The sequence below is a fragment of the Streptomyces sp. NPDC021100 genome, assembly GCF_044333095.1.
Taxonomy (GTDB): Bacteria; Actinomycetota; Actinomycetes; order Streptomycetales; family Streptomycetaceae; genus Streptomyces.
This window is the reverse complement of record NZ_JBIRQH010000015.1, coordinates 1-26,898: the sequence shown is the minus strand read 5'-3', so window position 1 is coordinate 26,898 and position 26,898 is coordinate 1. Positions and strand designations below refer to the sequence as shown.

21 protein-coding genes are annotated in these 26,898 nt (G+C 72.2%); 12 read left to right on the top strand and 9 right to left on the bottom strand.

All coding sequences use genetic code 11. From position 1 onward, the window contains the following. Window positions 1-6 precede the first annotated feature (6 nt). On the top strand, window positions 7-1,203 hold the full coding sequence (locus ACH4PU_RS24560; protein WP_185943615.1) for a DivIVA domain-containing protein: 1,197 nt from the start codon (window positions 7-9) through the stop codon (window positions 1,201-1,203). 435 nt (window positions 1,204-1,638) lie between these two features. Here ACH4PU_RS24560 and ileS read toward each other — a convergent pair whose 3' ends face one another. Both ileS and ACH4PU_RS24550 read right to left on the bottom strand, forming a co-directional pair. Continuing rightward, complete coding sequence (gene ileS, locus ACH4PU_RS24555) at window positions 1,639-4,797, bottom strand: isoleucine--tRNA ligase (RefSeq protein ID WP_398275882.1); 3,159 nt, start codon at window positions 4,795-4,797, stop codon at window positions 1,639-1,641. A 487-nt stretch (window positions 4,798-5,284) separates the two neighbouring features. Then, a complete protein-coding gene (locus ACH4PU_RS24550; RefSeq protein ID WP_398275879.1) occupies window positions 5,285-6,445 on the bottom strand; it encodes a hypothetical protein in 1,161 nt (386 codons plus the stop codon). Here ACH4PU_RS24550 and ACH4PU_RS24545 point away from each other — a divergent pair. The 5 genes from ACH4PU_RS24545 (at window position 6,432) to ACH4PU_RS24525 (ending at window position 11,069) form a co-directional block, all read left to right on the top strand. After that, complete coding sequence (locus ACH4PU_RS24545) at window positions 6,432-7,166, top strand: TraR/DksA family transcriptional regulator (RefSeq protein WP_398275876.1); 735 nt, start codon at window positions 6,432-6,434, stop codon at window positions 7,164-7,166. The two genes, ACH4PU_RS24550 and ACH4PU_RS24545, sit on opposite strands and share 14 nt — an antisense overlap. A gap of 126 nt (window positions 7,167-7,292) precedes the next feature. Next, complete coding sequence (gene lspA / locus ACH4PU_RS24540; RefSeq protein ID WP_185943617.1) at window positions 7,293-7,871, top strand: signal peptidase II; 579 nt, start codon at window positions 7,293-7,295, stop codon at window positions 7,869-7,871. A gap of 69 nt (window positions 7,872-7,940) precedes the next feature. After that, window positions 7,941-8,882, top strand: a complete 942-nt coding sequence (locus tag ACH4PU_RS24535; protein WP_398275873.1) for an RluA family pseudouridine synthase — start codon at window positions 7,941-7,943, stop codon at window positions 8,880-8,882. After that, the gene (locus ACH4PU_RS24530; protein WP_398275870.1) at window positions 8,879-9,361 is read left to right on the top strand and encodes a GNAT family N-acetyltransferase; all 483 of its coding nucleotides are present in this window, start codon (window positions 8,879-8,881) and stop codon (window positions 9,359-9,361) included. Before ACH4PU_RS24535 ends, ACH4PU_RS24530 begins: the two co-directional genes overlap by 4 nt. A gap of 115 nt (window positions 9,362-9,476) precedes the next feature. After that, on the top strand, window positions 9,477-11,069 hold the full coding sequence (locus ACH4PU_RS24525) for a Na+/H+ antiporter (protein WP_398275867.1): 1,593 nt from the start codon (window positions 9,477-9,479) through the stop codon (window positions 11,067-11,069). Between the two features lie 95 nt (window positions 11,070-11,164). Here the strand turns inward: ACH4PU_RS24525 and ACH4PU_RS24520 are convergent, their stop codons facing one another. Beyond that, a complete protein-coding gene (locus tag ACH4PU_RS24520; RefSeq protein WP_398276290.1) occupies window positions 11,165-12,268 on the bottom strand; it encodes a mechanosensitive ion channel family protein in 1,104 nt (367 codons plus the stop codon). A gap of 104 nt (window positions 12,269-12,372) precedes the next feature. Between ACH4PU_RS24520 and ACH4PU_RS24515 the strand changes: the two genes are divergently transcribed. After that, window positions 12,373-12,954 (top strand): dienelactone hydrolase family protein, encoded by a 582-nt coding sequence (locus tag ACH4PU_RS24515; protein WP_398275864.1) that lies wholly within the window; start codon window positions 12,373-12,375, stop codon window positions 12,952-12,954. A gap of 229 nt (window positions 12,955-13,183) precedes the next feature. On the opposite strand, the gene ACH4PU_RS24510 is transcribed toward ACH4PU_RS24515, so the two are convergent. The 5 genes from ACH4PU_RS24510 to ACH4PU_RS24490 all read right to left on the bottom strand — a co-directional run bounded on the left by ACH4PU_RS24510 (window position 13,184) and on the right by ACH4PU_RS24490 (window position 18,198). Then, window positions 13,184-14,878, bottom strand: a complete 1,695-nt coding sequence (locus ACH4PU_RS24510; protein WP_398275861.1) for an alkaline phosphatase D family protein — start codon at window positions 14,876-14,878, stop codon at window positions 13,184-13,186. A gap of 185 nt (window positions 14,879-15,063) precedes the next feature. Next, complete coding sequence (locus ACH4PU_RS24505; protein ID WP_398275858.1) at window positions 15,064-15,897, bottom strand: thioredoxin domain-containing protein; 834 nt, start codon at window positions 15,895-15,897, stop codon at window positions 15,064-15,066. Between the two features lie 43 nt (window positions 15,898-15,940). Continuing rightward, a complete protein-coding gene (locus tag ACH4PU_RS24500; RefSeq protein WP_398276287.1) occupies window positions 15,941-16,612 on the bottom strand; it encodes a hypothetical protein in 672 nt (223 codons plus the stop codon). An 85-nt stretch (window positions 16,613-16,697) separates the two neighbouring features. Then, window positions 16,698-17,525, bottom strand: coding sequence for a thioredoxin domain-containing protein (locus tag ACH4PU_RS24495; protein ID WP_398275856.1), 828 nt, complete (start codon window positions 17,523-17,525; stop codon window positions 16,698-16,700). Between the two features lie 40 nt (window positions 17,526-17,565). Beyond that, a complete protein-coding gene (locus ACH4PU_RS24490; protein WP_398275853.1) occupies window positions 17,566-18,198 on the bottom strand; it encodes a hypothetical protein in 633 nt (210 codons plus the stop codon). A 196-nt stretch (window positions 18,199-18,394) separates the two neighbouring features. On the opposite strand from ACH4PU_RS24490, the gene dnaE reads away from it, so the two are divergent. After that, entirely contained in the window at window positions 18,395-21,934 is a 3,540-nt protein-coding gene (gene dnaE / locus ACH4PU_RS24485) for a DNA polymerase III subunit alpha (RefSeq protein ID WP_398275850.1), read from the top strand. Window positions 21,935-22,012: 78 nt separating this feature from the next. Here dnaE and ACH4PU_RS24480 read toward each other — a convergent pair whose 3' ends face one another. Then, window positions 22,013-22,174 carry a hypothetical protein gene (locus ACH4PU_RS24480; protein WP_185943629.1) on the bottom strand — a complete coding sequence of 54 codons (162 nt, stop codon included), beginning with the start codon at window positions 22,172-22,174 and terminating at the stop codon, window positions 22,013-22,015. Between the two features lie 284 nt (window positions 22,175-22,458). On the opposite strand from ACH4PU_RS24480, the gene ACH4PU_RS24475 reads away from it, so the two are divergent. The 4 genes from ACH4PU_RS24475 to ACH4PU_RS24460 all read left to right on the top strand — a co-directional run bounded on the left by ACH4PU_RS24475 (window position 22,459) and on the right by ACH4PU_RS24460 (window position 26,642). Continuing rightward, on the top strand, window positions 22,459-23,739 hold the full coding sequence (locus ACH4PU_RS24475; protein ID WP_398275847.1) for an NYN domain-containing protein: 1,281 nt from the start codon (window positions 22,459-22,461) through the stop codon (window positions 23,737-23,739). A 335-nt stretch (window positions 23,740-24,074) separates the two neighbouring features. Beyond that, window positions 24,075-25,046: an ABC transporter ATP-binding protein gene (locus ACH4PU_RS24470; RefSeq protein WP_398276284.1), complete on the top strand. Its 972-nt coding sequence runs from the start codon at window positions 24,075-24,077 to the stop codon at window positions 25,044-25,046. A 76-nt stretch (window positions 25,047-25,122) separates the two neighbouring features. After that, window positions 25,123-25,959 carry an ABC transporter permease gene (locus ACH4PU_RS24465; protein ID WP_398275844.1) on the top strand — a complete coding sequence of 279 codons (837 nt, stop codon included), beginning with the start codon at window positions 25,123-25,125 and terminating at the stop codon, window positions 25,957-25,959. Between the two features lie 59 nt (window positions 25,960-26,018). Then, window positions 26,019-26,642: an ABC transporter permease gene (locus tag ACH4PU_RS24460; protein ID WP_398275841.1), complete on the top strand. Its 624-nt coding sequence runs from the start codon at window positions 26,019-26,021 to the stop codon at window positions 26,640-26,642. Window positions 26,643-26,898 lie beyond the last annotated feature (256 nt).

Sequence of the window (26,898 nt, the reverse complement as noted above, 5' to 3'; positions counted from 1 at the left end):
GAAGAGATGCCGCTGAGCCCCGAGGACGTGCGGAACAAGCAGTTCACGACCGTCCGTCTGCGAGAAGGCTACGACGAGGACGAGGTCGACGCCTTTCTCGACGAGGTCGAGGCAGAACTGACCCGCCTGCTCCGGGAGAACGAGGACCTGCGCGCCAAGCTGGCGGCAGCGACCCGAGCCGCGGCGCAGAACCAGCAGCAGAACATGCGCAAGCCCGAGCCGCAGGACCAACGACCAGGTCCCGGGGCTCCGGTGCCCGCCGCCATATCCGGCCCGCAGCCGGTGCCGCCGAACCAGCAGCAGATGGGCGGCCCGCCGCAGCTTCCGGGCGGTGCCCCGCAGCTGCCGGCCGGGCCGGGCGGACACGGCCACGGTCCCCAGGGCCCGCACGGCGCGGGTCCGATGGGACAGAACCCCATGGGCCAGGGCGGTCCGATGGGTGGACCCATGGGCGGTCCCATGGGTCAGGGCGGTCCCGGCCCCATGGGTCAGGGCGGTCCGATGGGCCAGGGTGGTCCCGGCCCGATGGGTCAGGGCGGTCCGATGGGCGGCCCCGGTCCCCAGATGCAGCAGCCGGGTCAGGGCCCGGGTGGCGACAGCGCCGCTCGCGTGCTCTCGCTCGCGCAGCAGACGGCCGATCAGGCGATCGCGGAGGCCCGCTCCGAGGCCAACAAGATCGTCGGCGAGGCCCGCAGCCGCGCCGAGGGCCTGGAGCGGGATGCCCGCGCCAAGGCCGACGCGCTGGAGCGGGACGCGCAGGAGAAGCACCGCGTGGCCATGGGCTCCCTGGAGTCCGCCCGCGCCACGCTGGAGCGCAAGGTCGAAGACCTGCGCGGCTTCGAACGCGAGTACCGCACGCGGCTGAAGTCCTACCTGGAGAGCCAGCTGCGCCAGCTGGAGAACCAGGCGGACGACTCGCTCGCCCCGCCGCGCGCCACCGGCGCCCCGTCGCTGCCGCCGGCCCCCTCGATGAGCGGGTCGATGGCCTCGGCCGGTGCCGGCATGGGCGGTCACAGCATGGGCGGCAACTCGTCCATGGGTGGCGGCCACGGCCAGTCGTCGGGCAACCCGTCGTACGGTGGGCAGCAGCAGATGTCGCCCGCGATGACGCAGCCGATGGCTCCGGTGCGGCCGCAGGGGCCGCAGCCGATGCAGGCGCCCTCGCCGATGCGTGGGTTCCTCATCGACGAGGACGACAACTGACGGCGGCGGTCCGCTGCCGCTGAGCGGTGGTCGTCGCAATCACAACGGGCCGGGCCCCGGGGATATCCCCGGGGCCCGGCCCGTTGTCGTGTGCATGTATGCTGATCGGCAGCGCCGGGGTGTGTAGTTCAGTAGGTGGAACGCCTCGATGGCATCTAGGAAGACGGCGGTTCGATTCCGTCCCGCTCCGGCGCGTTCGCTTTGGTGGAAGGGTGGGGCCCCGGTCCCGCCCTTTCGCCGTTTCCTGGGGCTGCCGCCCCAGACCCCGCTTTTCGCGGCTTCGCCGCTCGTCCTCAAACGCCGGACGGGCTGGATATCGCGCCCGGGCGCACATTTCAGCCCGTCCGGCGTTTGAGGACAGCCGCGCGGAGCGCGGTTTCGGGGGTGCGGGGCCCCTCCCCGCAGGAAATGGGAAGGGGCGGGAGTGGGGACTGACTATGCCTTGCGCAGGCGGAACGTCAGGGACAGGGGCTCGTCCGTGAACGGCTCGCCGAACGAGTCGTCAGCCTCGCCGGAGGCGAAGTCCGTCGCCAGGACCTCGTCCGCGATCAGCGAGGAGTGGTCGGCCAGGGCCGTCCGGACCTCCTCCTCAGCCGACTGCCAGCGCAGAGCGATCCTGTCGGCCACGTCGAGGCCGGAGTTCTTGCGGGCCTCCTGGATGAGGCGGATCGCGTCGCGGGCCAGGCCCGCGCGGCGCAGGTCCGGGGTGATCTCCAGGTCGAGGGCGACCGTGGCGCCGGAGTCGGAGGCGACGGACCAGCCCTCGCGCGGGGTCTCGGTGATGATGACCTCGTCGGGGGTCAGCGTCACGGTCTCGCCGTCGAGCTCCACCGACGCGTTGCCCTCGCGCAGGGCCAGGGACAGCGCCGCCGCGTCCGCCGCGGCGATCGCCTTGGCCACGGCCTGGACGCCCTTGCCGAACCGCTTGCCGAGGGCGCGGAAGTTGGCCTTGGCGGTGGTGTCGACCAGGGAGCCGCCGACCTCGGAGAGGGAGGCGAGGGAGGAGACGTTGAGCTCCTCGGTGATCTGGGCGCGGAGCTCCTCGCCGAGCGTCTCGAAGCCGGCCGCCGCGACCAGTGCGCGGGACAGCGGCTGGCGCGTCTTGACGCCGGACTCGGCGCGGGTGGCGCGGCCCAGTTCGACCAGGCGGCGGACCAGGAGCATCTGACGGGACAGTTCCGGGTCGATGAGCGTGGTGTCGGCGGTCGGCCAGGTGGCGAGGTGCACCGACTCCGGGGCCTCCGGGTCGACCGGGACGACCAGGTCCTGCCAGACGCGCTCGGTGATGAACGGCACCAGAGGGGCCATCAGGCGGGTGACCGTCTCGACGACCTCGTGCAGGGTGCGGAGCGCGGCCGCGTCGCCCTGCCAGAAGCGGCGGCGGGACCGGCGGACGTACCAGTTGGACAGGTCGTCGACGAACGCGGACAGCAGCTTGCCGGCGCGCTGGGTGTCGTATGCCTCCAGGGCCTGGGTGACCTGGTCGGTGAGCGTGTTGAGCTCGCCGAGCAGCCAGCGGTCCAGCAGCGGGCGGTCGGCCGGGGCCGGGTCGGCGGCCGAGGGGGCCCAGCCGGCGGTGCGGGCGTAGAGGGCCTGGAAGGCGACCGTGTTCCAGTAGGTCAGGAGGGTCTTCCGCACGACCTCCTGGATCGTGCCGTGGCCTACGCGGCGCGCCGCCCACGGGGAGCCGCCGGCCGCCATGAACCAGCGGACCGCGTCGGCGCCGTGCTGGTCCATCAGGGGGATCGGCTGGAGGATGTTGCCCAGGTGCTTGGACATCTTCCGGCCGTCCTCGGCGAGGATGTGGCCCAGGCAGACGACGTTCTCGTACGACGACTTGTCGAAGACGAGCGTGCCGACGGCCATCAGGGTGTAGAACCAGCCGCGGGTCTGGTCGATGGCCTCCGAGATGAACTGCGCCGGGTAGCGCTTCTCGAAGAGCTCCTTGTTCTTGTACGGGTAGCCCCACTGGGCGAACGGCATGGAGCCCGAGTCGTACCAGGCGTCGATCACCTCGGGGACGCGCGTCGCGGTCCCGGCGCAGGTCGGGCACGGGAACGTGACGTCGTCGATGTACGGACGGTGCGGGTCGAGGCCGCTCTGGTCGGTGCCGGTGAGCTCGGAGAGCTCGGCGAGGGAGCCGACGCAGGTGAGGTGGTCGTCCTCGCAGCGCCAGATGGGCAGCGGGGTACCCCAGTAGCGGTTGCGGGAAAGCGCCCAGTCGATGTTGTTGTTCAGCCAGTCGCCGAAGCGGCCGTGCTTGACCGAGTCCGGGAACCAGTTGGTCTTCTCGTTCTCCGCGAGCAGCTTGTCCTTGACGGCCGTCGTGCGGATGTACCAGGACGGCTGCGCGTAGTAGAGGAGCGCGGTGTGGCAGCGCCAGCAGTGCGGGTAGCTGTGCTCGTACGCCACGTGCCTGAAGAGGAGGCCGCGCGCGTCGAGGTCGGCGGTGAGGGCCTCGTCGGCCTTCTTGAAGAACTGGCCGCCGACGAGCGGCAGGTCCTCCTCGAACGTGCCGTCGGCGCGGACCGGATTGACGACCGGCAGGCCGTAGGCGCGGCAGGTGCGGAGGTCGTCCTCACCGAAGGCCGGGGCCTGGTGGACGATGCCGGTGCCGTCCTCCGTCGTCACGTACTCGGCGTTGACGACGTAGTGGGCGGCGTCCGGGAACTCGACCAGGTCGAACGGGCGGCGGTACGTCCAGCGTTCCATCTCGCGGCCGGTGAAGGACTGGCCCGTGGCCGTCCAGCCCTCGCCGAGGGCCTTCTCCAGCAGCGGCTCGGCGACGACCAGCTTCTCGTTGCCGTCCGTCGCCACGACGTAGGTGACGTCCGGGTGCGCGGCGGCGGCCGTGTTGGAGACCAGCGTCCACGGCGTCGTCGTCCAGACGAGCAGGGCGGCCTCGCCGGCGAGCGGGCCGGAGGTCAGCGGGAAGCGGACGAAGACGGACGGGTCGACGACCGTCTCGTAGCCCTGCGCCAGCTCGTGGTCGGACAGGCCGGTGCCGCAGCGGGGGCACCAGGGGGCCACGCGGTGGTCCTGGACCAGCAGGCCCTTGGTGAAGATCTCCTTCAGCGACCACCAGACGGACTGCACGTAGTCCGGGTCCATGGTGCGGTAGGCGTCGTCCAGGTCCACCCAGTAGCCCATGCGGGTGGTGAGCTCGCTGAAAGCGTCGGTGTGCCGGGTCACGGACTCGCGGCACTTGGCGTTGAACTCGGCGATGCCGTACGCCTCGATGTCCTGCTTGCCGGAGAAGCCCAGCTCCTTCTCGACGGCCAGCTCGACGGGCAGGCCGTGACAGTCCCAGCCGGCCTTGCGGCCCACGTGGTAGCCCTGCATGGTGCGGAAGCGGGGGAAGACGTCCTTGAAGACGCGGGCCTCGATGTGGTGCGCGCCCGGCATGCCGTTGGCGGTCGGCGGGCCCTCGTAGAAGACCCACTCCGGCCGGCCCTCGGACTGGGCCAGGGTGCGGGCGAAGATCTTCTGTTCCTGCCAGAAGTCGAGCACGGCGCGTTCGAGCGCGGGCAGGTCGACCTGGGCGGGGACGGAGCGGTACTGGGGCGCGGGGCTCTGGGGGCTCGCGGAACTCATCGGTGGCTACCTCCGGCTGGACGGTTGTGCGCTGTCCGTCGGAGGGACGAGAGCCGTTGTCCGTACTCCCGCGGTACCACCCTCCTTGGCCGCGGGCGTGTGCCCGTGGCCCCCTCATTGGGGTCGCGATGCCGGTTCTACTCACCGAGGGTGTGTGGTGACACCCCTGGCTTTCCTCCGGCGGCTCCGGGGTGATCTTCACACCGCGCACGCCTCCGGGCTCACACCGTCCCCGGATCGCTGATGGCTGCGTGCGGCGCTACTCGTCCCATCCACGCCTTTCGCTGCGCCCAGTGTACGGGGCGCGGGCGGGCCGGACCGACCGGATATTCCGTCCGGGGCCGGGCGGGACGCGCCCCGCGGGTTACAGGGCCGGGCGCGGGGCACACGGGTCGGCACCGGCGTGCCCCGTTGCCGCGTGCTCCGAGCCGATTTATCGTTCCCGCACGATTCGCGCGCAAGATCATAAAATGTGAAGGGGTCGCGGTCATGGCGGAGAAGTCCTCGACAGGGACCGCGGCGCGGGGGCCTGCCGGCCGGGTGGGCTCGGTGGGCCGGGCCCTTCGGGGCCGGCGCCGGGGGGCGCTGTGACGGCGGGAGCGGCCGGGGTGAAGGCCGCCAAGAAGGCTCCGGCGGGGCCGGAGAAGGTGTCGGAAGCGGGGGCGGGGACGGCTTCGGGGAAGACGGCCTCGGGCAAGAGGGCGTCGGCGAAGGGGACCTCGGCCAAGAAGGCGGCGGCCGGGAAATCGGTGGCTGAGGCAGTGGCGTCGAAGGCCGCGGGGCGGGGCGCCCCGGGGCCCGAGCAGGCGGCCGCGCGGGGAGCGGCGGGGAAGGCGGCGGTTGCGCCCGCGAAGAAGACCGCCGGAAAGGCGGCGGCGAAGACGGCTGCCGGGAAGGCGCCCGCGAACGGGAGCGTGTCCGCGAAGGGGAAGGCGTCGGCGAAGAAGGCCGCCGCTGCGAAGGAGCCCGCTGCCGCGAAGTCGGTGGCGAAGAAGGCCGCTGGGAAGAGATCGGCCGACGAGGCGGTGGCCGGCAGGGCGGCGTCCGGCAAGACTGCGGCTGCGGAGACGGCCGCGAGGAAGTCCGGCGCGAAGAAGTCGGCGGAAACCGCCGTGAAGAAGTCGGCGGAGAACACCGCCACGAAGAAGGCCGGCGCGAAGCCGGCCGCTGGAGAGGCGGAAAAGAAGGCGGTGGGGAAGTCGGCGGCTACGAAGACGGTCGCGAAGCGGACCGGCGGGAAGGCGACCGCGGCCGGGTCCGCCGCTGAGAAGGCGGCGAAGGCGGGGGCCGGCGCGGGCGACCTTTCGGAGAAGGCGTCGGGGAAAAGGGCCGCTTCCACGGCGGCGCCGGCCAAGAAGGCCGGGGAGAAGAGGGCATCGGCCAAGAAGGCGGCGCCCTCGCCGGAGAAGGCGGCGGCCGGCACATCGGCCGCGGGTAAGCCGGCGGCTGTGGGAACGGCGCCCGGGGAAGCGGTGGCGGCCCCGGCCAAGCGGGTCGCGGGGACGAAGGCCGTTCCTTCGGCCGGGAAGGCGTCGGTGAAGCACGCGGAGTCCGCCACTGCGGCGGGCGGGAAGGCCGTGCCCTCCGCCGGGAAGACCGCGTCCTCGGCCGCGAAGGCGTCGGCGGAGAGGGGCGTGCGCTCCGCCAAGAAGGCGGGGGTCTCGGCCGCGGAGGCGTCGGGGGTCGAGGCGGCCCCTGCCGGGGCAGAGGCCGAGGAGACGGCGGCCGGTGCGCCCGCGCCCGCGAAGAGTGTCGCCTCGCCGCACCGGACGAGGCTTTCCGGGTCGGCCGTGGCGCGGAAGGCCGCTCCGGTGAAGGCGGGGGCCGTGGGAGAGGGGATCGTCGTCGCGGGGGACGCGCCGGCGGGGACCAGCGAGGAGACGGGAGTCGGAACCGTGGCTGCGAAGAAGACCGTGGGCGAGGTGCCGGACGCGGCGAAGGTGCCGGGAGCGCGGGCGGACGGGGCCGCGGGGCCCGGCGAGCTGGCCGTGCGGCCGGGAGAGGAGCCCTGGTCGCCGGGGGAGGTGGACGAGGCGCGGACCGTGCTGGAGGGCGAGGTGGCGCGGCTGCGGGGCGAGATCCGGTCGGCGGAGGAGGCGGTCAGCGGGCTGATGCGGGACTCCGGGGACGGGGCGGGGGACGACCAGGCCGATACCGGGACCAAGAACATCGCCCGTGAGCACGAGCTCGCCCTCGCCGCCAACGCCCGCGAGATGCTCGACCAGACCGAGCGGGCGCTCGTCCGGCTGGACGCCGGTACGTACGGCCTCTGCGAGAGCTGCGGGAGGCCGATCGGCAAGGCCAGGATGCAGGCGTTTCCCCGGGCCACGCTGTGTGTCGAGTGCAAGCAGCGCCAGGAACGTCGCTGACCCGGCGCGGGTGGTGTGCCGTACCCTCGTCCTCATCCGGGCAGTGCACCCGGAGCCCATCAGACACAGCGGTGCGCGGCACCGCCATGGCCGGTGGTGGGTGACGCGCGGAAGCGAAGGACTCACGTGACAGAGGCGGAGCAGGCCGGACGGCCCACCGGTACGCCGGAGGGCACCGACGTGACCGGGGGGACGACGGGCGGCGACGGCGCGGCACGGGGCAGGCGCCGGCTCGTGGCGCTGTTCTCGGTCGCCGCCTTCGCCTACCTCCTCGACCTGTCCAGCAAGATGCTCGTGGTGGCGAAGCTGGAGCACCACGACCCGATCGAGGTGTTCGGCACCTGGCTGCAGCTGGACGTGATCCGCAACCGCGGGGCCGCGTTCAGCCTGGGCGAGACGATGACCATCGTCTTCACGATCATCGCCTCCGCGGTGATCCTGGTGATCGCCCGGATCGCCCGGAAGCTGTACAGCCTGCCCTGGGCGATCGCGCTGGGCCTGCTGCTGGGCGGCGCGCTGGGCAATCTCACGGACCGGCTGTTCCGTTCGCCCGGCGGGTTCGAGGGCGGGGTGGTGGACTTCATCGCCCCCGCCCACTTCGCGGTCTTCAACTTCGCCGACTCGGCGATCGTCTGCGGCGGTTTCCTGATCGTGATCCTGTCCTTCCGGGGGCTGGATCCGGACGGGACCGTCCATCAGGACTGACCCCGGATCCGGCAGCCCCGGCCCGGGCTGTCGTACGGCGGTGGGTCACCCGTCCGGCATACTCGACGGGTGAGCACGATTCCCGAGATCCGCGCCCTGCCCGTACCCGACGGCCTGGAGGGCGAGCGCGTCGACGCCGCCATCGCACGCATGTTCGGGTTCTCTCGTACCAAGGCGGCCGAGCTCGCCGCCGCGGGCAAGGTCCAGGTGGACGGGGCCGAGGCCGGGAAGTCCGACCGCGTCAGCGGCGGCGCCTGGCTGGAGGTCGAGATGCCCGCGCCGCCCGCGCCGGTGCAGATCGTCGCGGAGCCCGTCGAGGGCATGGAGATCGTCCACGACGACGAGGACATCGTCGTCATCGTCAAGCCGGTCGGCGTCGCCGCGCACCCCAGCCCCGGCTGGACCGGTCCCACCGTCATCGGCGGCCTGGCCGCCGCCGGCTACCGGATCTCCACCTCGGGCGCGGCCGAGCGCCAGGGCATCGTGCACCGGCTGGACGTCGGCACCTCGGGGCTGATGGTCGTCGCCAAGTCCGAGCGCGCCTACACCCTGCTCAAGCAGCAGTTCCGCGAGCGCACGGTCGACAAGCGCTACCACACGCTCGTCCAGGGCCACCCGGACCCGATGAGCGGCACCATCGACGCGCCCATCGGCCGGCACCCCAACCACGACTACAAGTGGGCCGTGACCGCCGAGGGCAAGCCCTCGGTGACCCACTACGACCTCATCGAGGCGTTCCGCGCCGCCAGCCTCCTCGACGTGAAGCTGGAGACCGGCCGCACCCACCAGATCCGGGTGCACATGGCCGCCCACCGGCACCCCTGCGTCGGCGACCTGACGTACGGCGCCGACCCGACGCTCGCCAAGCGGCTGAAGCTCACCCGCCAGTGGCTGCACGCCGTCCGGCTCGGCTTCGAGCACCCGTCGGACGGCCGCTGGGTGGAGTTCGCCAGCGAGTACCCCGAGGACCTGCGGCGCGCCCTGGAGATCGTGCGCGCCGAGAGCGCGTGAGCGGGATCCCCGCCCAGGTACGGGTCGTCGCCGGGCCGGGAGAGCTGGAGGACTGCTTCGCGGTGCGCCGTGAGGTGTTCGTGGGGGAGCAGAACATCCCCGAGGCGGAGGAGCTGGACGCCTATGACGTCCACGCCGTCCACCTGCTGGCCACCGGCCCGTCCGGGCCTGTCGGCACCGTCCGCTTCCTGCACGGCGAGCCCGCCCGCCGGAAGTACGCCCACGCGGGCGTGGCGGACGACCTGACGGCCGTGCTCGGCCGGCTGGCCGTGGGCCGGGCCGCGCGGGGCACCGGGCTGGGCGCCGCCCTGGTCCGGGCCGTCGAGGAGGAGGCCCGGCGGCTGGGCCTGGCCCGCGTCTACCTGGAGGCGCAGACGCACGCGCTGGGCTTCTACGAGCGGCTGGGCTACGCGGCGTACGGGCCGGAGTTCGACGAGGGCAGCGGGATACCGCACCGGGCGATGAGCAAGGCGCTCTGACCCGTCCGCCCCCTTCGGGGCGGGTGGCCGCAGGGGCCCCCGGGGCCGCCTGACGAGCCGCTTCATGGCACGCTGGGGTGAACGACTGTTCCCCCATGCGCCCCGGAGGGCACACGTGGACCAGCTGGCCCTGCTGTTCGTGCTGCTGCTCGGGGCGCTCGTCACGGTGCCGCTGGGCGACCGGCTCGGCCTGCCCTCCCCGGTGCTGATGACGCTGGGCGGCATCGTCCTGGCCCTGCTGCCGTTCGTACCGAACATCGACGTCCCGCCGGAGTTCATCCTCCCGCTGGTCCTGCCGCCCCTGCTCTACGCGTCCGCGCAGCGCACCTCCTGGCGGCAGTTCGCGGCCAACAAGCGACCGATCTTCCTGCTGGCCGTCGCGCTGGTCTTCGTCACCACCTCGGCGGTCGCGGCCGTGGCCCACGCGATCGTGCCGGGGATCTCGCTCGCCGCGGCCGTGGCCCTGGGCGCGCTCGTCGCCCCGCCCGACCCCGTCGCCGCCACGGCCGTCGCCGGTTCGATAGGGCTGCCGCGCCGCCTGGTGTCGATCCTGGAGGGCGAGGGGCTCTTCAACGACGTGACCGCCATCGTGCTCTACCACGTGGCCGTCGCCGCGGCCGTCAGCGGCAGCTTCTCGGTGCCGAAGGCCGTCGGCGAGCTGGTGTTCTCCGCCGTGGTGGCGCTCGGCGTCGGTCTGCTGCTCGGCTGGGGGGCCAAGCGGCTGATGGACGTCCTCGGCGACGCGACCCTCCAGATCGGGCTCACGCTGCTCGTGCCGTTCGTCTCCTACGTCCTCGCGGAGGAGCTCAAGGGCTCCGGGGTGCTCGCGGTGCTGACCACCGCGCTCTTCCTCGCGGAGTTCGCGAGCGACGCGGACGACGTCCTGGGGCGGCTGGCCGGGCACACCTTCTGGGAGGTCGTCGACACCCTCGTCACCGGCGTCGCCTTCGGCCTCGTCGGCCTCGAACTGCACAACGCCGTCGAAACCGCCTCCGGCCGCTGGGGCGAGATGCTCGGCATCGGGGGCGTCGTCCTCGCCGTCGTGGTCGTCGTACGGCTGGCGTGGCTGCTGCCCGCCGCCTGGCTGGCCAAGCGGCTGCACAAGGGCCGGGACGTCGACGAGGAGATCCTCACCAGCTGGCGGGAGACCCTCGTGATGTGGTGGTCCGGGATGCGCGGCGTGGCCTCCGCGGCGCTCGCCCTGGCCATCCCGCTGACCACGGCCGACAAATCGGCCTTCCCGGCCCGGGACGAGATCCTCTTCATCGCCTTCGCCGTCATCATCGGCACCCTCGTCGTCCAGGGGCTGACGCTGCCCTGGCTCGTCGAGCTGCTCGGCGTGCGCGCGGACACCGACTGGACCCGCGAGCTGGAGCGCCAGCTGGCCGTTCGCGCCGCCAAGGCGGCCCGGCACCGGCTGCTGGAGATCGAGCAGGAGGAGGAGCTCTCCGAGGACCTGCGGGAGATGCTCCACCGGCGCGCCTACGACGTCGGCGCCCGCATCAGCCCCGAGATGGTCGACGAGGAGCGGCGGGAGGCGCATACGCAGCGGGTGCAGCGGCTGCACACGATCCAGCGCATCCAGGGCGAGCTCCTCTCGGCGGCGCGGCACGCGGTGCTCGACGCGCGGAGCGAGCCGTGGATGGATCCGGAGGTGGTGGACCGGGTGCTGCGGCAGTTGGACATGCGGTCGTTGCGGGGGATGTGAGCGTTTCCGCGCGTGCGGTCGGCTACGGCCGGGTGGTCCGCTTGGGCCGGGCGGCGCGTTTGGGCCGGGTGGTCCGTTCACGCCGTGCGGCCGGTTCAGACCGGGCCCGGGCCCGGGCCGATGTCGCCCGACGTGGGCGGTGTCTGCCGGCGGTCCGGTGTCTCGGCCGGGCCCGGCGCGGGCGCGGTGCTGAGGCGCGGCAGCGCGTACGGGTGCTTCCGGCGCAGCCACTCGATCAGCTGCTCGCGGACCAGGCAGCGCAGCGTCCAGATGTCGTCGGCGTCCTTGGCGGTCACCAGGGCCCGCACCTGGATGGTGGTGGGGGTGGTGTCCGTGACGACGAGGCTCCAGGCCCGGCCGTCCCACTGCCGGCTGCCCTTGACCACCTCGTGCAGCCGGTCCCGCATGAGGTCGATGGGGGCGGAGTGGTCCAGGTGGAAGAAGACCGTGCCGGTCATCCGGGGGTTGCCGCGGGACCAGTTCTCGAAGGGGCGGCTGGTGAAGTACGAGACCGGCATGGTGATGCGGCGCTCGTCCCAGGTGGTGACCACCAGATAGGTGAGCGTTATCTCCTCGACCGTGCCCCACTCGCCGTTCACCACCACGGTGTCGCCGATGCGCACCATGTCGCCGAACGCTATCTGCAGGCCCGCGAACAGGTTGCCGAGCGTGGACTGGGCCGCGACACCGGCCACGATGCCGATCAGACCGGCGGAGGCCAGCACGGACGTGCCGACCGTCCGCATGCCGGGGAAGGTCAGCAGCATCGCCGCCACCGCGACGACGCAGACGGCCGCCGTGACGATGCGGCGGATCAGCGTCACCTGGGTGCGGACCCGGCGCATCCGGGCCGGATCGCGGCTGCCGGCGGCGTAGCGCGCGTACGCCGACTCCACGACGGCCGTCGCCACCCGCGTCGCGAGCCAGGCGCAGGCTCCGATGAGCACCAGGGTGAGCAGCCTGGTCAGCAGGGCCTCGTGCTTGTCGGACAGCTCGGCCGACTCGTAGCCGCCGCGCAGCAGGGCCGTGCACAGCACCAGCCGCAGGGGCATCCGGCAGCGGCGCAGCAGGCGCCACAAGGGGGCTTCCGGATGCCGTTCGGCGATCCGGCGAACCGTTTTGTCGGCGGCCCAGCCCACCACGACCGTGATGACCAGGGCGGCGCCGAGGACCGCGAGAGGCCGCAGCACGTCCTCCATGAGCACCAGCTCCTTCCGGCTCCTGCCGGGCACGCGCTCCTCCTTTCGACCGTAGCTGGCACGATGGAGGCCACGCGATCCAGCCCTGCAAGGAAGTGACTCCGGTGCCGTCTCCTACCACGATCGTCTTGTTCCATTCGGCCTACGGTCTGCGACCGGCCGTACACGCGGCCGCCGAGCGGCTGCGCGGCGCGGGGTACGAGGTGCACGTACCCGACCTCTACGACGGGCGGACGGCGGACACCGTCGAGGACGGCATGGCCATCAAGGACGAGATCGGGCGGGAGGAGCTGCTGCGGCGGGCGATCACGGCGGCGGCGCCGCTGTCCGAGCGGGGGCTCGTCTACGCCGGGTTCTCACTGGGCGGGTCGATCGCGCAGAACCTGGCTCTGGGGGACGAGAAGGCCCGGGGGCTGTTGCTGTTCCACGGGACGTCCGATCTGGCGGAGGACGCGGCGGTGGACGAGCTGCCGGTGCAGCTGCATGTGGCGGATCCGGATCCGTTCGAGCCGCATGACTGGCTGAACGCCTGGTATCTGCGGATGGGGCGGGCGGGGGCGGAGGTTGAGGTGCATCGGTACCACGGGGCCGGGCACTTGTTCACGGATCCGGAGCTGGACGATTTCGACGCGGAGGCGTCGGAGGCGGCTTGGCGGGTGGCGCTCGCGTTCCTCGCGGAACTGTAGGGGCCCCGGTCCCGCCCTTTCACCGTTTCTTGCGGGGGCTGCGCCCCCGCACCCCCGAAGCGCCCTGCGGGCGCTGTCCTCAAACGCCGGACGGGCTATTTCAGCCCGTTGGGGGTGCCCCCTCTGGGGGAGTTTGAGGACGAGCGGCGAAGCCGCGAAGGGGGGGCTGGGGCACAGCCCCAGGAAGCGGCGAAGGGGAGGGACCGGGGCACCCCACCCGCGTCAGCGCTCAGCGCACCGGCGCCTTCACCCGCTCCACCCGCTGGCTCCCGGACAGCGTGCGGTACGAGCGCTCCCACGACGACGTCGCCTTCGGGTCCCGCTTGTCGGAGAGGACGTAGTAGTCCATCTGCGCGCGCTCGGCGGTGATGTCGAGGACGCCGTAGCCGTGGGAGTCCATGTCGACCCACTTCACGTGCCGGTTGGCGGCCTGGATGGCGGCGACGGCCGGGAGCGAGACCGTGTGGGGGAGGACGTGGAGGGTGTCGTCGAGGTTGTCGGCGGTGACCGAGGTGACGACGAACTCGGTGGCGACCGAGCGGGAGACCGGGTACGTCGCGGCCGTCTCCGGGACGTCGTTGGCCCACGCCATGTGGATGTCGCCGGTGAGGAAGACGGTGTTGCCGATGCCGCGGCCGGTGAGGTGGCCGAGGAGTTCGCGGCGGTCGTGGGTGTAGCCGTCCCACTGGTCGGTGTTGGCGGCGATGCCCTCCTCGGGCAGGCCGAGCAGCTTGGCGAGCGGCTTGAGGAGGTGGGCGGGCATGGCGCCGAAGGCCAGCGGGGACATCATCACCGGGTTGCCGACGAGCCGCCAGGTGGTGTCGGAGGCGGCCAGGCCGTCCTTCAGCCAGTCGAGCTGGGCGCGGCCGGTGAGGGTCCGGGACGGGTCGTCGACCGCGCCGCTGCCCGCCTTGACCTGCTCCGAGCGGAACGAGCGCAGGTCCAGCAGGTGCAGGTCGGCGAGGCGGCCGAAGCGGAGCCGGCGGTAGGTGGTGCCCTCGACGGAGGGACGTACCGGCATCCACTCGAAGTACGCCTTCTTCGCCGCCGCGACGCGGTCGGCCCAGGCGCCCTCGGTGCCCGGTGTGTGGTTGACGGCGCCGCCGGACCAGGCGTTGTCGGCGAACTCGTGGTCGTCCCAGATGGCGACGAACGGCATGGCCGCGTGCAGGGCCTGGAGGTCGGGGTCGGTCTTGTGACAGCCGTGCCGGGTGCGGTAGTCGGCGAGCGTGATGATCTCGTGTCTGGGCTCGTGCGGGCGGACGACGTACTTGGCGGCCGGGTACTCGCCCGACTTGTACTCGTAGAGGTAGTCGCCGAGGTGCAGCACCGCGTCCAGGTCGCGGCGGGCCGCGAGGTGGCGGTAGGCGGAGAAGTGGCCCGACTCCCAGTTGGCGCAGGAGACCACGCCGAAGCGGAGGCCGTCCGCCTGGGCGTCGGGGGCGGGCGCGGTGCGCGTCCGGCCGGTGGGGGAGTGGACCTCGCCCGAACCGCCGGTGCCGGCGCCGCCGGTGACGGTGAACCGGAAGAAGTAGTCCGTGCCGGGGCGCAGTCCGCGCACGTCGGCCTTGACCGTGTGGTCGCCGGCGGCGGACGCGGTGACCGTGCCGGAGGCGGTGACCCGGCCGAACCCGGCGTCCTCGGCGACCTGCCAGCTCACCTGGACGTCCGGGCCGAGACCGGACCCGGGGGCGGCCTCCGGAACCGGGGTGACCCGGGTCCACAGCAGGATGCCGTCGGGCAGCGGGTCGCCGGAGGCGACACCGTGCAGGAAGGCGGGGGCCGACGCCGTCTCGGCACGGGCCGCGGCGGTGGCGGCGGTGGCCGCGCGGGCGGCCGGGGCGACGGCGAGGGGCAGCAGCGCGGCGGTGGCCGCCACGCCGGTCACGGCTGCACGGCGGGATATCGGGGGGCGTGGGTTCACGGGCGCTTACTTTATCGCTGTTCGCACGTATGAGCGGACGCTCTGTCAGGAGTTCGTCCGCCCGTCTCCGTGCCGTCGCCTCGAATTCGCGCCGCATTCCACGCCGCCGTCGGAGAACCGTCCGGTGTCCGGCGGGGAGGCGGACGGCCGCGCGGGCCTCCGCCTCCCCGGCCGGGGGCCGGCCGCTACTTCTTGCGCGGGCCGAACTCCTTGTCCATGACCCCGTCGTACAGCTCCTTGGTCGCCGGCGGGACCGGGCCGTTGGGCCCTTCCACGGTCAGCTGCTTGTCGCCGTGGAGGAGGGTCGGGGTGCCGTTCACGCCGTTCTTGCCGAAGAGCTTGCCCATCTCCAGGGCCCAGCGGTCGTAGACGTGGTCCTTGACGCTCGTCTCGAACTTGGTGTTGCCCTTCAGGGCCGGCACCTGCTGGGCTATGTCGATGAGGTGCTGGTCGTCGGCGAAGGCGTCGTCCCGCTCGTTCGGGTGGTTCTTCTTGGAGTAGAGGGCTTCCTTGAAGTCGAGGAAGGCGTCCGTGCTGACGTTCAGGGCGGCGCCCAGGGCGCTGACGGCGTTCTTGGAGCCGTCGCCCGTGAGCTGGCGGTCGAGGAAGTTGACCATGACGTAGCGGACCTTGAACCGCCCGTCCTTCATGTCCTGACGGACGGTCGAGCCGACGGACTGCTCGAAGTCCGAGCACATGGGGCAGCGCGGGTCCTCGAAGATGGTCAGGGTTTCCTTGGCGTTCTTCTGGCCGATGACGATCTCGTTGCCGTTCTCGCCGGTGGTGTTGGCGGGCTTGACGAGCGTCTTCTCGGAGGCCGCCTTCCAGTGGTCGCTGGTGCCGTCGTTCATCTTGGTGACCGCGACGACCACACCGGCCGTGATCGCCAGGACGCCCACCACCGCGGCGCCGACGATGAGTTGGCGCCTGGTCTTGTCCTTCTTGGCCTGGCGCTCGCGCTCGGCGCGCAGCCGCTCGCGCGCGGCCTGCTTGTTCTGGGCGTTGTTGCGGTTGCTCATGATGTCCTCTCACGGGACGTACGAAGGTCGGGGACGGTCCGGCTCAGGCGGTGCGTGCCTGGGGCGGTCCCCGACGTACGACGGAGTGGACGAGCAGGGGGAGGGCGCGCGCGTGCAGGGTGTCGCGGGACGGACGTGCCGTCACGCCCGACGGGGCGGGTGCCGTGCCCTTCGCGATGGCCAGCAGCAGCGGGCGGAAGGCGAAGGCGGCCACCGCGCGCAGCAGCCGGGCGAGGGCCACTTCGCCGCGGTGGAGCCAGGCGGCGGCCAGCATGCCGACGGCGATGTGCAGGGCCAGCAACAGCCACGGCACCGCCGAGTCCAGCGCGTCCGCCGGTGGGCCCTGGCCCGCCGTGAGGTGGGCGAGGGGGGTGCCGACGTCGCCGCCGCGGCAGACCAGGTCGATGCCCATGGAGCGCAGCGGGCCCGCGACCGGGCCGCCCGCCGCGCCGTAACAGGCGTGCTGACCGGTGGTGAAGACCGTGTCGGCGGCCAGTTCCAGCGGGACGAGGAGGGCGGCTATGTGCCCGTAACCGCGCTCGCGGCCGGCCAGGGCGTAGGCGAGGGCGAAGAAGGCGGCCGACAGGGCGGCGACCGTGGACACCGGGAGCGGCATCCGGGAGAGGAGCACGTGGGAGGCGGACGACAGGGTGACGCACACCGCGGTGAACAGCGCGGCGCGCAGCGCCCGCAACCGAACTCCCGTCCCCTCCATAACCGGGAAGTGTGCCACGACACTCCGTAATTGTCGTGTCAAGATTCGGCATCTTCCGGCGGGGACGGGAGCCGCGCCGCGCGGGCTACTTCAGGCGTGCGTCGACCGCCTGGCGGAACTGCTCGGCGGTCATCGGAGCGCCCTTGCCCTGGGGGGTGTCCACCGTCAGCTTCTCACCGTCCAGCTTGATCGTCGGCGTTCCGGTCACGTCCTTGTGGCTGTCGAACTCGTCGGACATCTCCAGCGCCCACTTGTCGAAGGTGCCGTCCTTGACGTTCTTCTCGAACTTCGCGTTGCCCTTCAGGGCGGGGACCTGCTGGGCGATCTCCAGCAGGGTGTCGTCGTTCGCGAAGGCGTCCTTGGTCTCCACGGGGTGGTTGGCCTTGGAGTAGAGGGCCTTGTTGTAGGCGGAGAACGCCTCGGGGCTGACGTCGAGGGCCGCGCCGACGGCGCTGAGCGCGTTCTTGGCGCCGGTGCCGCCCAGGCCGCGGTCGAGGAAGGCACCGATGTGGTACCTGACCTTGAACGTGCCGGCCTTGACGTCCTTGTCGACGGTGTCGCCGACGTTCTGCTCGAAGACCGAGCAGACCGGGCAGCGCATGTCCTGGTAGATCTCCAGGGTGTGCTTGGCGTTCTTGTCGCCGATGACGATCTCGGTGCCCTTGTCGCCCGCGGTGTTGGCCGGCTTGACGAGGGTCTTCTTGGCGGCGGCCTCCCACGCGGAGTCCTTGCCGTCGCCGCCGAGCTGCGACACGGCCACGCCGATGCCGGCCGCGAGGGCCAGGACGCCGACGACCGCGCCGCCGACGAGGAGCTGGCGGCGGGTCCGCTCCTTCTTCGCCTGCTGCTCGCGCTCGGCGCGCAGCCGCTCGCGGGCGGACTGCTTGTTCTCCCAGTTGTTGCGCTTGCTCATGATGCTGCTTCTCCGTGGTGTGGCTGCGGGGGGTTTCCGGTCAGGCGGGGGCGGCCTGGGCCGGAGGGCCGCGGCGGATGACGGAGTGGAGGAGCAGGGGGCGTGCGCCGGTGCGGGGGACGTACGGGGCGGGGCGGGCGGGAGCGGGCACCCGCGCGGCCGGGGTGGTGCGGGCCGCGGCCAGGCGCAGCGGGCGGAAGGCGGCGGCGCCGGCGGCGCGTACCAGCCGGCCGAGCGCCGCCTCGCCGCGGGCGAGCCAGGCGGCGGCCAGCAGGCCGGCCGCCAGGTGCCCGGCGAGGACGAGCCAGGGGACGGTGCCGGGGCCGGCGACCCGGGCCAGCGGGCCGCCCACCCCGCCTCCGCCGCAGATCAGGGTGAGGGCGCCGGGCAGGGGCCGGCCGGCCGGGTCGTAGCAGGCGTGCTGGCCGGTGGTGAAGACGGTGGAGGCGGCCAGCTCCAGGGGGACGAGGAGGGCGGCCGTGCGCCCGTACCCGCGCTCGCGGCCGTACAGCGCCCAGGCCGCGGCGTAGACGCCCGCCGCGACCGCGGCCACGACGGCCGCGGGCAGCTGCCGGCCGGACAGCAGGACGTGGGAGGAGGTGGACAGCAGCACGCACAGCGCCGTGAACAGGGCCGCCCGCAGGGCCCGCGGCAGTGCTGCGGATATGTCCATATGGCGAGTCTGGCACGTTCTGCGGTAAGCGCTGCTTAAAGGGCGATTCATGCGGGTGGTGCTCGAATGTACGTGCGAAGTGTCGCCCGTGGCGTGGGTGACTCCCGGGCCCGGCTCGACGCCCGGGGCGGGCCGGTAACCTTCAAGACTGCCGACTCTCGCCCACCCCCACCCGCCCCGCCGGAGGTCCTCCCCCGTGAGCAAGCCGCCCTTCACGCACCTGCACGTCCACACCCAGTACTCGCTGCTGGACGGCGCCGCGCGGCTGAAGGACATGTTCGCCGCCTGCAAGGACATGGGCATGACGCACATCGCCATGTCCGACCACGGCAACCTGCACGGCGCCTACGACTTCTTCCACCAGGCGAAGAAGGCCGAGATCACCCCGATCATCGGCATCGAGGCGTACGTCGCGCCCGAGTCGCGGCGGAACAAGCGGCGCATCCAGTGGGGCCAGCCGCACCAGAAGCGGGACGACGTGTCCGGTTCGGGTGGTTACACGCACAAGACGATCTGGGCGGCGAATGCCACCGGCCTGCACAACCTCTTCCGGCTGTCCTCCGACGCCTACGCCGAGGGCTGGCTGACCAAGTGGCCCCGGATGGACAAGGAGACCATCTCCCAGTGGTCCGAGGGGCTGATCGCCTCCACCGGCTGTCCGTCCGGCGAGGTGCAGACCCGGCTCCGCCTCGGGCAGTTCGACGAGGCCATCAAGGCGGCCTCGGACTACAAGGACATCTTCGGCGAGGGCCGGTACTTCCTGGAGCTGATGGACCACGGCATCGAGATCGAGCGCCGGGTCCGCGACGGCCTGCTGGAGATCGGCAAGAAGCTCGGCATCCCCCCGCTGGTCACCAACGACTCCCACTACACCTACGCGCACGAGGCCGCGGCCCACGACGCCCTGCTCTGCATCCAGACCGGCAAGAACCTCTCCGACCCGGACCGCTTCCGGTTCGACGGCTCCGGCTACTACCTGAAGTCCACGGAGGAGATGTACGCCATCGACTCCTCGGACGCCTGGCAGGAGGGCTGCGCCAACACCCGCCTGGTCGCGGAGCAGATCAACATCGACGGCATGTTCACGGCCAAGAACCTCATGCCCAAGTTCGACATCCCCGAGGGCTACACCGAGGTCACCTGGTTCCGTGAGGAGACCATGCGGGGCATGCACCGCCGCTTCCCCGGCGGCATCCCCGAGGACCGCATGAAGCAGGTCGAGTACGAGATGGACACGATCATCTCGATGGGCTTCCCGGGCTACTTCCTCGTGGTCGCCGACTTCATCATGTGGGCCAAGAAGCAGGGCATCGCCGTCGGCCCCGGCCGAGGCTCCGCGGCCGGCTCGATCGTCGCCTACGCCCTGGGCATCACCGACCTCGACCCCATCCCGCACGGCCTGATCTTCGAGCGGTTCCTCAACCCCGAGCGCATCTCGATGCCCGATGTCGACATCGACTTCGACGAGCGCCGGCGCTCCGAGGTGATCCGGTACGTCACCGAGAAGTACGGCGCCGACAAGGTCGCCATGATCGGCACCTACGGCACCATCAAGGCCAAGAACGCGATCAAGGACTCGGCGCGCGTCCTCGGCTACCCGTACGCCATGGGCGACCGCATCACCAAGGCCATGCCCGCCGACGTCCTCGGCAAGGGCATCCCGCTCTCCGGCATCACCGACCCCAACCACCCCCGCTACAGCGAGGCGGGCGAGGTCCGGGCGATGTACGAGAACGAGCCGGACGTCAAGAAGGTCATCGACACCGCGATGGGCGTCGAGGGCCTGGTCCGCCAGATGGGTGTGCACGCGGCCGGCGTGATCATGTCCAGCGAGACGATCACCGACCACGTCCCGGTCTGGGTCAGGCACTCCGACGGCGTCACCATCACCCAGTGGGACTACCCGAGCTGTGAGTCGCTCGGCCTGCTGAAGATGGACTTCCTCGGCCTGCGCAACCTCACGATCATGGACGACGCCGTCAAGATGGTGAAGGCCAACAAGGGGATCGACATCGATCTCCTGAGCCTGCCGCTCGACGACCCCACGACCTTCGAACTGCTCCAGCGCGGTGACACCCTCGGCGTCTTCCAGTTCGACGGCGGGCCCATGCGGTCCCTGCTGCGGCTGATGAAGCCCGACAACTTCGAAGACATCTCCGCCGTGTCCGCCCTGTACCGGCCGGGCCCGATGGGCATGAACTCGCACACCAACTACGCGCTGCGGAAGAACGGCCAGCAGGAGATCACCCCGATCCACCCGGAGCTGGAGGAGCCGCTCCAGGAGGTCCTGGCCGTCACCTACGGCCTGATCGTCTACCAGGAGCAGGTCCAGAAGGCCGCCCAGATCATCGCCGGGTACTCGCTCGGCGAGGCCGACATCCTCCGCCGCGTCATGGGCAAGAAGAAGCCCGAGGAGCTGGCGAAGAACTTCGTCCTCTTCCAGAAGGGCGCGCGGGACAAGGGCTACTCCGACGAGGCCATCCAGGCGCTCTGGGACGTGCTGGTCCCGTTCGCCGGCTACGCGTTCAACAAGGCGCACTCCGCCGCGTACGGCCTGGTGTCCTACTGGACCGCCTACCTCAAGGCCAACCACCCGGCCGAGTACATGGCGGCGCTGCTCACCTCCGTCAAGGACGACAAGGACAAGTCCGCGACGTACCTCAACGAGTGCCGCCGCATGGGCATCAAGGTGCTCCCGCCGAACGTCAACGAGTCCGAGGCCAACTTCGCCGCCCAGGGTGACGACGTGATCCTCTTCGGCCTCACCGCCGTCCGGAACGTCGGCGCCAACGTCGTCGACTCGATCATCCGCTGCCGCAAGTCCAAGGGGAAGTACACCTCGTTCCCCGACTTCCTGGACAAGGTCGAGGCGGTCGTCTGCAACAAGCGCACCGTCGAATCGCTGATCAAGGCCGGCGCGTTCGACGAGATGGGGCACACCCGCAAGGGCCTCACCGCGCACTACGAGCCGATGATCGACAACGTGGTGCAGGTCAAGCGGAAGGAGGCCGAGGGGCAGTTCGACCTCTTCGGCGGCATGGGCGAGGAGGACAGCAGCGAGCCCGGCTTCGGACTGGACGTGGAGTTCTCCGACGTCGAGTGGGAGAAGTCGTACCTCCTCGCGCAGGAGCGCGAGATGCTGGGCCTCTACGTCTCCGACCACCCGCTCTTCGGCATCGAGCACGTCCTCAACGACAAGGCCGACGCCGGGATCAGCCAGCTCACCGGCGGCGACTACTCCGACGGCGCGATCGTCACCATCGGCGGCATCATCTCCGGCCTCCAGCGGAAGATGACCAAGCAGGGCAACGCCTGGGCCATCGCCACCGTCGAGGACCTGGCCGGCTCCATCGACTGCATGTTCTTCCCCGCCACCTACCAGCTGGTCTCCACCCAGCTCGTCGAGGACGCCGTCGTCTTCGTCAAGGGCCGGCTGGACAAGCGGGAGGACATCCCGCGGCTGGTCGCCATGGAGCTGATGGTCCCCGACCTGTCCAACGCGGGGACGAACGCCCCCGTGATCATCTCCATCCCGACGGTGAAGGTCACCCCGCCGCTGGTCGAGCGGCTCGGCCAGGTGCTCACCCACCACCGGGGCTCCACCGAGGTGCGCATCAAGCTCCAGGGCGCGCGCAAGACGACCGTGCTGCGGCTGGACCGGCACCGGGTCAACCCCGACCCCGCCCTGTTCGGTGACCTGAAGCAGCTGCTCGGGCCGTCCTGCCTGGCGGGCTGAGGGTCTTGCACGACGGAGGGCGCGCCCGCTTGCCGCGGGCGCGCCCTCACGTGCGTCGAGACGCCGGTCGTGCGGCGGTCAGTTGTGGCCGAAGCGCTTCTGCCGGCTCTTGTGGGCGACGTCCGCCGGCGTCACCCGTGTCGACTGTGCCTCGATGGACGACTGCTGCGCCTGCTGCTGGCCGCGCTCGGCCTGCGTCGCCTTCTGCTGACTCCGGTCCTGCTTCTTGTTCTTGGCCATGGCCGTTGTTCGCCTCCACTCCGGATGCCCCCCGGGTGTCTCCGCACAACACCCTGGCACGCGTGGACGAAACCCGCATTTCGGTCCATAACCATGTGTGACAGGGATACTTCTCGGCCGCACCCCGTATCCGCCACGCCGATGATCCAGTTCGGACTGATAACCCCCGTGCGGTCGGGCAGACTCCTGGGAAAGCCATGTGACAACCGGGGCACTGCCGTGCCGGGGGCGACCGCATCACTCGACATGCCGGACATGCTGGACATACGGAGAGAAGGTGCACCGTGGACCGCTGCGTCGTCCTGGTGGACGCCGGGTACCTGCTGGGCGCCGCCGCCAGCCTGCTGGCCGGGGAGCCCGCCCGGTCCCGCATCACCGTCGACCACACCACCCTCATCCAGGGCCTGCGCGAACGCGCCGAGGACGACACCCAACGCCCCCTGCTGCGCATCTACTGGTTCGACGGCGCCCCCGACCGGGTGCCCCAGCCCGAGCACCGCCGGCTGCGCGTGATGCCCCGGGTCACCGTCCGGCTCGGCGCCCTCACCCGCACCGACGGCCGGTGGGCCCAGAAGGGCGTCGACGCGGCCATGCACGCCGAACTCACCGAACTCGCCCGCAACCGGGCCTGCTCCGACATCGTCCTGGTCACCGGCGACGGCGACCTGCTGCCCGGCCTGATGTCCGCCAAGGAACACGGCGTCGCCGTCCACCTCTGGGCCGTCCAGGCCGCCGACGGCGACTACAACCAGTCCGAGGACCTCGTCGCCGAGGCCGACGAGCGCCGCGTCCTCGACCGCACCTGGATCACCCGCGCCGTCCGCGCCCGCGAACTCACCGGACCCTGCGCCCCCGCGCCCACCGCCGAGCCGGAGATCGCGGCGATCCTCTCCGCGCCGCTGCCCGAGAGCGGCGGGGCGGGGGAGCGGGTGGGGGCGCCGGCCTCGTCCGCCGAGCGGCGGGAGCCCGTACGCAACGGGGTGCGTCCCGCGCCGGTGCCCGCCGCCGCTGCCGCCTCCGAGCGGGGGGAGGCCTCCGGCACGCGGACCGTGCCCACGCCCAAGGACCTCGCCGTCCTCGGCAAGGGACCCGCCGCCGGCGCGGCCGTGCCGGCGACGCCCGCTCTCGGCCATCCGAACGCGACGCTGCGCTGGTCCTCCGACCGGGGGCTGGTCGACCGGGGGCCCGGCAACGGCTCCGGGGAACCTCCCGAGATCGCCGCCCTCCCGACGCTCGCCCAGCTCACCAGCGCGGAGCAGCGGTGGGCCGACCGGGAGGAGGACATCACCACGGTGGGTGGTGACCCCTTCGAGGTGGGGCAGGTGTTCGCCCGGCGGTGGACGGAGCGGATCACCGATTCCGTGCACCTGCAGCATCTGTCGACGGAGTATCCGCGGATTCCGCACCGGATCGACGGGGAGTTGCTGCGGTATGCGGCGCGGTTCGGGCTGCTGGCGCACAAGGACGATCAGATCGATGAGCGGGACCGGTACGCGATTCGCGCCGGGTTCTGGCGCGAGATCGATGCGCGGACGGCGGCGGAGCATGCGCCTGCGGGGGATTAGGGGGTTTGCCCCGGTCCCGCCCTTTCTCCCCCAGCTACCGCTGGGAGGTGCCCCCAGTTTCTTGCGGGGGCTGCGCCCCCGCACCCCCGAAACCGCGCTCCGCGCGGTTGTCCTCAAACGCCGGACGGGCTGACTTGTCAGCCCGTCCGGCGTTTGAGGACCTCGCGGCGAAGCCGCGATGCCGGGGTGCGGGCCCTCCCGCAGAAACGGTGAAGGGGCGGGACCGGGGCAACACCCCCGTACCCCCGTCGCAGCCGTCGCCCGCCGTACGCGTACCCTCATAGCTCGTGAGGATGGGCGTGAAGCAGGCGGCAGGGCACGCCGGGGAGCCGGTGGTGTGCTCCGTGCGCGGTCTGGTCAAGACATACGCCGCCGCTCGCGGTCGTCGCGGAAGACCGGCCGACCAGGAGATCCGCGCCAGCGACCGCATCGACCTCGACGTCCACCGAGGCGAGATCTTCGGGCTGCTCGGTCCCAACGGCGCCGGCAAGACCACCCTCGTCCGCCAGCTCACCGGCCTCCTCCGCCCCGACCGGGGCAGCGTCGAGCTGCTGGGGCACGACCTCGTCCGGTACCCGGACCGCGCCGCGCGGCTCGTCGGCTACCTCGGGCAGCAGTCCAGCGCTCTCGACGAGCTGACGGTGGCGCTGGCCGCCGAGACGACCGGGCGGCTGCGCGGGCTGGGGCTGCGGGCGGCGCGGGCCGAGCGGGACGCCGTCCTCGACGAGCTCGGTCTCGGCCCGCTCGCGGCACGGCCGTTGAAGAAGCTCTCCGGCGGCCAGCGCCGCCTCGCCTGCTTCGCCGCCACCCTGGTCGGCGACCGCCCGCTGCTGGTCCTCGACGAGCCGACCACGGGCATGGACCCGGTCGCCCGGCGCGCCGTCTGGGCCGCCGTCGACCGGCGGCGCGCCGAGCGCGGGGCGACCGTCCTGCTCGTCACCCACAACGTCATCGAGGCCGAGACCGTCCTCGACCGCGTCGCCGTGCTGGAGCGCGGGCGCATCATCGCCTGCGACACCCCGGCCGGACTCAAGGAGCTCGTCGCGGACGAGGTGCGGCTCGACCTCGTCTGGCGCGACGCGCCGCCGCTCGACGTCCCCGAGGTCGCGGCGCTCCGCGACATCGCCACCGAGACCGGCCGCCGCTGGTCGCTGCGGCTCGGCCACGCCGAGGCCCGGGCGGCCGTCGCCGCCGTCACCGGCGGACCCGCCTTCGCCGCGCTCGACGATTTCACGCTCGCCACGCCCAGCCTGGAGGATGTGTACCTCGCGCTGGGCGGCCGTGCGGAGGGTCTGGTGAAGGGGTGACGAGGGCCCGAGGAACGTCCGCCGCCGTGCCGCCCATGCCGCCCGTACCGCCCGTACCGAACAGGAGTCGTTCCGCGTGAGTGCTGTGTCCGCAGAAGCGGTGTCCGGGAAGGTACGGGAGCGGGGTGCGGTCCGCTCCCGGCCCGTGGGCGGGGAGCCCGCGCCGCTGGCCCCGCGCGCGCGGCTGCTGCCCGCGCTGTCGGCCGTCTACCGGGCGCAGCTCTCCCGCGCCCGGGTGGCGCGGATCCCGCTGCTGTTCGTGGCGACCTTCCAGTCCGTCGGCATCATGATCCTGATGCGCGGCGTCGTGGACGGCGGCGACGAGGCGCGGGCCGTCGTGGCCGGCTCCAGCGTGCTGGTGGTCGCGTTCGTCGCGCTCAACCTGCTGGCCCAGTACTTCGGGCAACTGCGCGCGAGCGGCGGGCTCGACCACTACGCGACGCTGCCCGTGCCGCCTGCCGCCGTGGTGCTGGGCGCGGCGGGCGCCTACGCCTCGTTCACCGTGCCCGGGACGGCCGTCACCGCCGTCATCGGGAGCGTGCTGTTCAAGCTGCCGCTGGCTCATCTGTGGGTGCTGGCCGGCGTCATTCCGTTGTCCGGCGCGGCCCTGGCCGGGCTGGGCGCCGCCCTCGGGCTGCTCGCGCCCCGGCAGGAACTGGCGACGCTGCTCGGGCAGCTCGGGATGTCGGCGGCGCTGCTGCTCGGCGTGCTGCCCGTCTCCCACATGCCCGCGCCGATCGCCCTCGCCCGCGACCTGCTGCCGTCCACCTACGGTGTGGAGGCGTTCGCCCGCAGCTTCGACGCGCACCCCGACTGGCTGCGGGTCGCCGGGGACCTCGGCGTCTGCGCGGCCGTCGGCGTGGTCTCGCTGGCCGTCGCCACCTGGGCCTACCGCCGGGCGGCGGTGCGGTGACGCGCCGCGATGCCCGTCCTGCCGCCGACGGCGCGTCCTCGACCTGGCACGATGGCGGGGTGACCGCACCACTGACCCCCAACGACCGGCCCCCGCACAGCCCCTCCTACGAGAGCCGCGGCGGCCGGGCCGCCCTCCTCGACGCGGTGCGCGCCGAACTGCCCGCCGCCGGCGTCGTGGCCGCGGCCGTGACGGTCTCCGGGGCGCTGTTCGGGCTGCTGTGGGTGTGGCTGGCGCCGCACGTACCGCTGATCTCCGACGGCCGGGCGGTGTTCCTCAAGAACTCGGAGGGCGAGCAGGCGATCGGCGCCGACGGCACGTTCGCCCTGCTCGGCCTGGGGTTCGGCGCGGTGGCCGCGGCCCTGGTCTTCCTCTTCCGGCGGGCCGGCGGGATCGGCGTCGTCGCCGCCCTGGCGGTGGGCTCCCTGCTGGCGTCGGTGCTCGCCTGGCGGCTGGGGGTCTGGCTGGGCCCGGCCTCGGACGTGGCGGCCCACGCGCGGTCGGTCGGCAAGGGGGTCGTCTTCGACGCGCCGTTGCGGCTGGGGGCGAAGGGGATGCTGCTCGCTTTCCCGATCGCGGCGATGGCTGTCCATCTGCTGCTCACCGCGGCGTTCGGGCCGCGGGATCCGGAGTCGGGCCCGCCGTGGGAGGCGGGCGCCGGGCCCGGGGTGTCCTCTCGCTGAGCCTTGCTCAGGCCGGGCGGCGGCCGTGGTTCGCTCGGTTCTTCTTGAGACGCCACTTGCGCTTGCGGGTGCGCTTGGACATGCGGGCCCTTTCGTGGGCGGGTCGGTGACGCGTCGCGCTTCTGTCGTAGCGCGGAGTGGCGTCGCCGTCCAGGGGGTGTTGCCCCGGTCCCGCCCTTTCACCGTTTCTTGCGGGGGCGAGCCCCCGCACCCCCGAAGCGCCCTGCGGGCGCTGTCCTCAAACGCCGGACGGGCT